General features: G+C 45.0%; 5 protein-coding genes. All 5 read left to right on the top strand.

The window, feature by feature from the left end; all coding sequences use genetic code 11:
* The first annotated feature begins 142 nt into the window (after positions 1–142).
* The 5 genes from B4N75_RS03865 (at position 143) to B4N75_RS03845 (ending at position 7,210) form a co-directional block, all read left to right on the top strand.
* Positions 143–1,147 carry a hypothetical protein gene (locus tag B4N75_RS03865; protein ID WP_296706630.1) on the top strand — a complete coding sequence of 335 codons (1,005 nt, stop codon included), beginning with the start codon at positions 143–145 and terminating at the stop codon, positions 1,145–1,147.
* 23 nt (positions 1,148–1,170) lie between these two features.
* Positions 1,171–2,064, top strand: coding sequence for a hypothetical protein (locus tag B4N75_RS03860; RefSeq protein ID WP_296666897.1), 894 nt, complete (start codon positions 1,171–1,173; stop codon positions 2,062–2,064).
* Between the two features lie 181 nt (positions 2,065–2,245).
* Complete coding sequence (locus tag B4N75_RS03855; protein WP_296706629.1) at positions 2,246–4,765, top strand: SUMF1/EgtB/PvdO family nonheme iron enzyme; 2,520 nt, start codon at positions 2,246–2,248, stop codon at positions 4,763–4,765.
* Positions 4,766–4,932: 167 nt separating this feature from the next.
* On the top strand, positions 4,933–6,303 hold the full coding sequence (locus tag B4N75_RS03850; RefSeq protein ID WP_296706627.1) for a hypothetical protein: 1,371 nt from the start codon (positions 4,933–4,935) through the stop codon (positions 6,301–6,303).
* 22 nt (positions 6,304–6,325) lie between these two features.
* On the top strand, positions 6,326–7,210 hold the full coding sequence (locus B4N75_RS03845) for a formylglycine-generating enzyme family protein (protein WP_296706625.1): 885 nt from the start codon (positions 6,326–6,328) through the stop codon (positions 7,208–7,210).
* Positions 7,211–7,360: the final 150 nt, after the last annotated feature.

Genomic DNA, 7,360 nt, shown 5'->3' with positions numbered 1-7,360 from the left:
ATTGCTCGATTGCTCGATTGCTGCAGGCGTACTCTCTTCCAAATGTAAATTCTCATACCCCATCTATAAAAATCCTTATAAAGGCGGAATTTGCGTGCCTGTGCGTGCGGAATCCGCCTTTTTTGTCTCTGGAGAAAATCACATGAAAAAATCTTTCCTCATTTTGACGGCGGTATTTTGCTGTCTTTTGCCGCTTTTTGCAAAAAAAGCGGCGATGCCGCAATGGGTTCAGAACTACAGGACTGTATATCCGAATTCTGAATATCTTGCCCAGCGCGGAAGCGGCGATACAGCCGAAAAAGCAAGGACTGATGCAACCGCCGCGCTCTCGCGCTACTTCAAGACAAGCGTGAACGCGAATCTTTCAACGACAATGACTTCCGTTACAGCGGCAAATTCTGCGGAGGAGAAAACTCTTGTTGTGGACGACGTGAATGTTCAGTCCGAGGTGGAGCTTTTTGCTCTTGAGTACACCGAGCCTTTCTACTACAAGGCGGAAAAAAAGTGGTACTGCGTGGTCTACATGAACCGCAATGACGCATGGCAGCAGTACAAGCCTCAGATTGAAATCAAAAAAAACAGCTTTAACGGTCTCTACAAAAATCTTGAAAATGAGCCGGACTATTTTTCCAAAGCCGGAATGTGCGGCAAGGTGTGGCGGAGCGCAACAGAGCTTCTGGAAAAACTTGAGTACGGCAGAATCATAAACCCAAATGAAGAGGCGGCTTATCAGGACGAGCGCGACAAAATCTCTCATGTTCCGGTGATTTTTGAGGAAAGCAGGCAGAACTGTTCTATATATATTCAGACGCAAAACGACTATAGCCGCCTTGCGGAAAGCGCGGTTTCTTCCGTATTTACAGACTGCGGGCTTAAAGTCTCCAAAAATATTGAGCAGGCAAACTACATTGCGGAAGTCCTCATAGAGCTGAATGTGTCGGGAAGCGAGCCTGTATCTATAAAACCCGGACTGGAACTAAAAATCCAGAACAAAGAGGAAAAAACGGTTTATTCGTGCGAGGTCCAGGCGGCGGAAAAGTCTGTCGCATATTCGCTTGAAAACGCCCAGAAAAAGGCGTTTCCAAAACTTTCAAAGGAAACTGAGGAAGCTGTAAAAAAAGATTTGAGCGGCTTTCTTGAGTTATAGAATTTTTCATCTGGAGGAAAAAAATGAAAAAGGTGATTTTTGTATGCGTGGCGGCCGCGCTCGCTCTTGGAATGTCGGGCTGCGGGAGCACCAAGGTTGCACTGGATTCGTCGCTCAATGTTAATGTTGACAACGATGTTGACGACGATGTTGACAAGGTTGTGGTTGTTGACTGGACGGACAGGACTTTAGGCGAAGCGCAGGCTCCGCAGTGGCTCAAGAACATGAGGCGCGGAAACTCAGACACGTTCAAACAGCAGTGGGGAACAGATGCAAACCGCGTTGTAAAGGTGAGCATGGCGACAGGAAAAACAGAGGCGGCAGCCCAGGCTTTGAGCCGCGCGGGATTTGCCTACACTCAGGCGGCGGAGCTTAGCCAGAAGGTAATCGGACGCGTTGGCCAGGGTCTGAACGACGTGGGGCAGCTTGAGGCGGTTTATGTTGCTGCAAGCGAGACAAAGGCGGACATGACAGGACTCCGCGAGGAGACAGGATTCTTCCAGAAAGTGCGCACAACAAGGGCTGGAACAAAAGATCAGAGCGAGCAGTACATCTACTACACAGTTTATTCAATGGACAAAGGCACTTGGGACAACCTCTGCAAGAAGTATCTTATGGACGTTATGGGCGGCGCAGACTTGACTACCGATACACAGAAGAAAGTGGGCGCTCTCTTCAGCGAGATGAAGGCAGACGCGGACAAGAAGGACGCCGCAAAACAGGCAGAAGAGGAGGCTCTTTACAAGGCGCAGATGGCGCGTCTTGAGGCGGAGCGCGCAAAAGCAAACGCCGATGCTGCGGCAAGCAACGCCGAGACAGCAAAGACAGCGTTAAAGGCAAAAGAAATGGACGCACAGGAAGCGCAGACGAAGGCATCAACAGAAGAAGCTGCGAGACTGGCGGACTATCTAATGTAAAGAATAAAACCTGTTTGGCTCTCTTTAACCTTTAGTTATGCAAAAGATTAGAGAGAGTCTTTAAAAATATTTTACAAGAAGAAAAGCTAACTTTGAGTATAATTTATAAGCCAAAAGATAACACTGTTGAATATTTTATCTGTAAATTTTTAGAAAATGAAAGTATCAAGGAAAATTCTAAATGAAAAAAATAGTATTTTTATTAGTGATTGTTTTTATACTATCTCTTAATTCTTGCGAAACGACAGAAAGTGTTTCTATAAACAATAATAAAATAGAACAAAATGCTAAAATAGAAAATAATGCTAAAATAGAACAAAATGCTAAAATAGAAAATAATGCTAAAAAAGAAAATAAATTTCAAAAAAACTCCGTTCAGGTTGTGAATCAGGAAGTTGTAAACCTTGCCGGTTCAGTGGCGGCGTGGCTTCCGGGACAGATTCAGGACAAATTAAAGAGCAACCTGCAGGAATTTCTTGGAATGAAAACTGTGGTTGACTCAAAGTCCGAGGCGGCATTAAAAAAACTCCAGGCGGAAAGCGAAAGCAATGCCCGCGATGAGTCCACCGCAATCGAGCTTGGAAAAATTACAACCGCAAAATACGCGCTCTTTACAAAAATTCGCAAGACAGGCAACGGATATGTAATCAGCGTGGATTTTACCGACCTTACAACTGGCGAGCAGATGGCAAGCGCAACAAGCAAGGAATATTCAAAGGCCGAATACCTTTACGGCTCAACTGGCGCAATAGACGAGCTAACCCTTACGCTTGGCGAAAAACTTGGCATTCAGATAAGCGACCTGAACAAGAATCTTCTTGCGAGCGGCTCTTCAAACTTTAGCGTTGACGACCAGCTTGCCCTTGCAAAGCAGAATGAGGCTCAGTTCCAGAAGATGATGAACGAGTACGATGCTGAGCTTTCCAAGCTTATGACAAGCAACGACATAAACGCCATCCAGAACAAGAACCGCATCGAGGCGGAAAAAGCCCTGCTTAAAGAAAAACAAAATGCGGAAAAAAAACGACAGGAAGAACTGAAGGCACAAAAGGCACGTGCCGACGCGGACTCAAAACTTGAGGCGGAACGAAGCATTGCCCTAAAGACACAGCGCGACAAGCTTGCAAAAGATGCCGCGGCAAAAGCAGCCGAGGTGCGCAAGCTAAAGACAGAAAAGCAGGGAGTGCTCGGCCTTATAAGCATGCTTGAAAGCAAGAAGAAGGCGCTCGTGGAGATACGGCAGGGTGTGGAAGCGCGTAGCGTGGAACTTTACACGCAGATGAAAGATGACGAGACAGAGCAGGCCTTAAAAATTCTTGAGGCAAACTGGGCGAGCGTCGAGATGAAGGACGGAAAACCCACCGAGGCCGCAAAGCAGCGCAGGGCGAACAAGGTGCTTTCAAACAACGATGCTCTTCTTGCAAAGTTCCTTGCCGACTGCGAGAGCGTAAAGCAGTCTACAATGGCGCAGCAGAACGCGCTTTTGCAGAGCATTGACGCGGACTACAAGACGCTTGCCGTTGTAAAGACTGTGAGCAGCATGGGAGGCGAGCTTAAGGTGGGCTACGGAACCTACGACGGCGACAAGTGCGGCTGGAACGCCTACCTCTCGCTGTATTCGGACGGAATCCTGCTCTTCCAGGACACGTTCATTGTAAAGTACGAGACACTAGCAGGAAAGGCAGCCCCTGACATGGCAACGGCGAGCGACGCGCAGCTTGAAGAGTACATAAGCAACACCGACATGTACACGTCTCTTCTGGTGCGCGGAGACCCTATTTTGTACTTTGAGCTTGACTACAACGCCATAGCCGCCGCAAAGGACAAGCCCAGCACCTATACATTCTACTTTACAAAGCTGCGCGCAATAAACACCGTGAGCGGCAAAGTTGTGCAGACAAGCACGCTCAACGAGGAGCTTGTGCGCGAGATGAAGCCAGTGCAGGATTTGCGGGAGATTCAAGGCGTTGTGGCGGAAGAGAAAGAGAAAGACAGAATAATCAAGGAATTGAAGAGTAAAGGAAAAGAAAGGGGACAGGCTGAAAGACTGGTTGGAGATGATTTTTGGATGGCTTGTTATTATTTAGCAGCGGACTGTAAAAAACGCAGCGGCATTGATTTTGCCATTATTCCAGGACAAGATTTTGTAATGTCAAAGACAGAGATAACGCAGGCTGTGTACAAGGCTGTTATGGGGAAAAATCCGAGCCGCTTCACAGGCGACAGCTTGCCTGTGGAAAAAGTGAGCTGGTATGACGCTGTTGAGTTCTGCAACAAACTGAGCAAGAAAGCCGGGCTTGAGCCGGCCTATTCTATAAATGAAGATAATGTTGAATGTAACAGAAACGCCGACGGCTACCGCCTGCCCACAGTGGAAGAGTGGCGGTATGCGGCAAGGGGCGGAGAGAACTATAAGTACAGTGGCAGCAACAATCTTGACGAAGTAGGCTGGTATGACGGCAACAGCGGAAGAAAGACACATCCTGTAGCACAGAAAAAGCCTAACGGCTACAGCTTGTACGACATGAGCGGCAACGTGTGGGAATGGTGCTGGGATTCCCCCGACGGCCACAAACGCTATCTCTGCGGCGGCAGCTGGCGCTACGGCGGCACATACTGCGAGGTGGGCTACAATTACTGGGACTACGCAGGCCCCGACGACTACCTGGGCTTCCGCATTGTCCGCTCAACAGGCAAGTAATAGGCGAGCTGCGGCGGTGCAGAGCCGGCGCAATGAGGCGTTAAGCCGAATGGAGCGGGTGCTGTTGTAAAAAAAATACAGATTCCCGCATCGAGTGCGGGAATGACACTTGGATATGTGCGGCAGGACACAGAGAGAGAAAAATCTGGGTATTTTGGAAAAATAATATGAAAGAAAAAGACGGTAAAATAGGTATTCTTTTTGGAGCTGGCGCGGAAGTTTGTTTTGGCATGCCAACAGGAAGCGACTTTGCAATGATGATATTCTCTCCAGAAGAGAAAATTATAGAACAGGCAAAAAAGGATTTTAAAAAGTATTATGACGATGATGAAAAGAAATTCAAACCCTTTGGGGTAAATGAATACAACCTGGTGCTGAAATCGATAATTGAAAATCATATCGACAAACTTCCTTATTTTAATGATGAGGATGAAAATAAACTTAAAATGTACATTGATAGTAGAAACAGTTTTAAGGAATCAAAAGAATTAAATGAAAATGCCAAGCCAAGAGAAAAAAAAACAATTTATACAAAGGAAAACTTTTTGGCACTTGTGCAAACATTTGCAGCATTTTATTTAATAAAAAAAGCGGATGCAATAAGGCGGAATGCTATAACAGACTTAGAGTTGGGGCATAAAATTCAAGAACTGTTTAATGATTCAGTGAACAGCATTTTTTCAATTGACTATGAAAATTTCCTTAAACTTAAAGCTGAGACTCTTTCGGTCCTGCTGGCGAAAAAAGATAATGAAGAAGTAGAAAATGTTGGCAAAGAACAAATAAATTTGTTTATAGAGCTCAGTGATAAAGTAAAGAAAATATATTCCGAAATTTTTGACTACCAGCTTCTATTAAATGAGTATTACGGCTATCTTTTCAAGGAAAACTCTTGTGGCAAAAAAGCAGATGCCTCTGAGACTAAGAAAAACAAAATTGTTTCATTCCTGTTTATAATCCAGCAGTGCATAGAGCAGCTCTTTAATGAGAAGAAACCGTTTGAAAACACATATTACTCAGATATAAAAGAAAACAATCCGGAGAATTTTGATATTGCTTCTACAAATTATTCTGAGATTGATGGCTTGAATATAACGTTCTTAAACGGCGTGACAAATAAATATCTTGATTTGAAGAGTTTTGACATTGTTTGCGGTGAGCAGGCAGAAAAAGCTAAGACCTGCGTTCCGTTTATTTTTCCGCAGACTGCGCTAAAACCGTTGGTTTCAATAGATTCCATTTATCCTTTTGTTGATATTTATAACAGATTCAAAGGGTGTGAAAAAATCGCTGTTGTTGGATTCGGGTTTAACTATGATGATGTCTTGCTAAAGTCAATGTTCCATAAACTGATTTTAGACGGGAAAAGGGTTGTTTATTTTAGCTATGGGGAAAAAGAAGAGGAAGCCCTTGCGGATTTGGAGAAAAAGTTAAATATCGTAGAAAATAGCTTGTCCCTAACGGTAAAGGAAATTGACAAAAATAGAAATGTTGTCAAAGAAAACAAAAACTGGCTTGAATATCTTGAGCAAAACTAATTAACAAGGAGTGTACCCAACTATGAAACTAAAAAAACTATTTCTGATTCTAGCAGCTCTTTTGACTTTTTCATCTGCTTTAACCTCAGCAAGCGACTATGAGTATTTGCTTGGCAAATATAAATATATGGCTGAATGGCTTGCAGCCCACCCGGAAGAAAAATCAATATGGGGAGCGGCTGAAAGAGCGGGGAAAGAAAAACGTGAAGCTGATATGTATGCACAACTTTTTGATGCTAATCTCGCAGTAATTCCAGGAAAAGATTTCTTGATGATGAAAACAGAGGTAACCCAAAAGCAATGGCAGACAGTAATGGAGAGTAATCCGAGCTATTTTAAAGGCGATGACTTGCCTGTAGAAAATGTAAGCTGGATTGATGCTGTTGTGTTCTGTAACAAGCTGAGTGAGAAAGTAGGCTTAAAGCCATGCTATTCGTATAATGGAATTTCAAGTGTTGAAAAATGGGAATTTTTAAAAGAAAATCTTAGGGAATGGTCATATAGCAAGTGGGAAAATTTTAGTAAAAACTTTGCCTGCGACAAAGCAGCCAACGGCTACCGCCTGCCCACAGTGGAAGAGTGGCAGTACGCGGCAAAGGGCGGAGAGAACTATGAGTACAGCGGAAGCGACAACCTGGACGAAGTGGGCTGGTATGACGGCAACAGCGGAAGTAAGACACATCCAGTTGCGCAGAAAAAGCCGAACGGCTACGGTCTTTACGACATGAGCGGAAACATGAGGGAATGGTGCTGGGATTCCCACGGCAACGAGAGCCGCTATTACTGCGGTGGCTGCTGGTACCGCAGCGCCAACTACTGCGAGGTGGACGACAAGTACTGGAACAGCGCCAGCGGCGTCTACGGCAACGTTGGCTTCCGCATTGTCCGCTCTTCCAGCAAAAAATAGGCGAGCTGCGGCTGTGCAGAGCCGGCGCAATGAGGCGTTAAGCCGAATGGAGCAGGAGCGGAACAGCTGCAAGCGAGTTGGGAAGATAGATAAGATTTATGAATTTAAAGAGATAATTTTTGAAGTAAAAGGTCGAATTTCGAGTTTTAA

This window comes from Treponema sp. UBA7570 (genome assembly GCA_002477955.1).
In the GTDB taxonomy this organism is placed as follows: Bacteria; Spirochaetota; Spirochaetia; order Treponematales; family Treponemataceae; genus Treponema_D.
Note: the sequence above shows the minus strand (reverse complement) of the source record. Positions and strands in the feature narration are given on the sequence as shown.

Bases quoted from the DNA above. Each gene is read 5' to 3' on its own strand.
- B4N75_RS03865 (WP_296706630.1), top strand. From the start codon at position 143: ATGAAAAAATCTTTCCTCATTTTGACGGCGGTATTTTGCTGTCTTTTG.
- B4N75_RS03860 (WP_296666897.1), top strand. From the start codon at position 1,171: ATGAAAAAGGTGATTTTTGTATGCGTGGCGGCCGCGCTCGCTCTTGGA.
- B4N75_RS03855 (WP_296706629.1), top strand. From the start codon at position 2,246: ATGAAAAAAATAGTATTTTTATTAGTGATTGTTTTTATACTATCTCTT.
- B4N75_RS03850 (WP_296706627.1), top strand. From the start codon at position 4,933: ATGAAAGAAAAAGACGGTAAAATAGGTATTCTTTTTGGAGCTGGCGCG.
- B4N75_RS03845 (WP_296706625.1), top strand. From the start codon at position 6,326: ATGAAACTAAAAAAACTATTTCTGATTCTAGCAGCTCTTTTGACTTTT.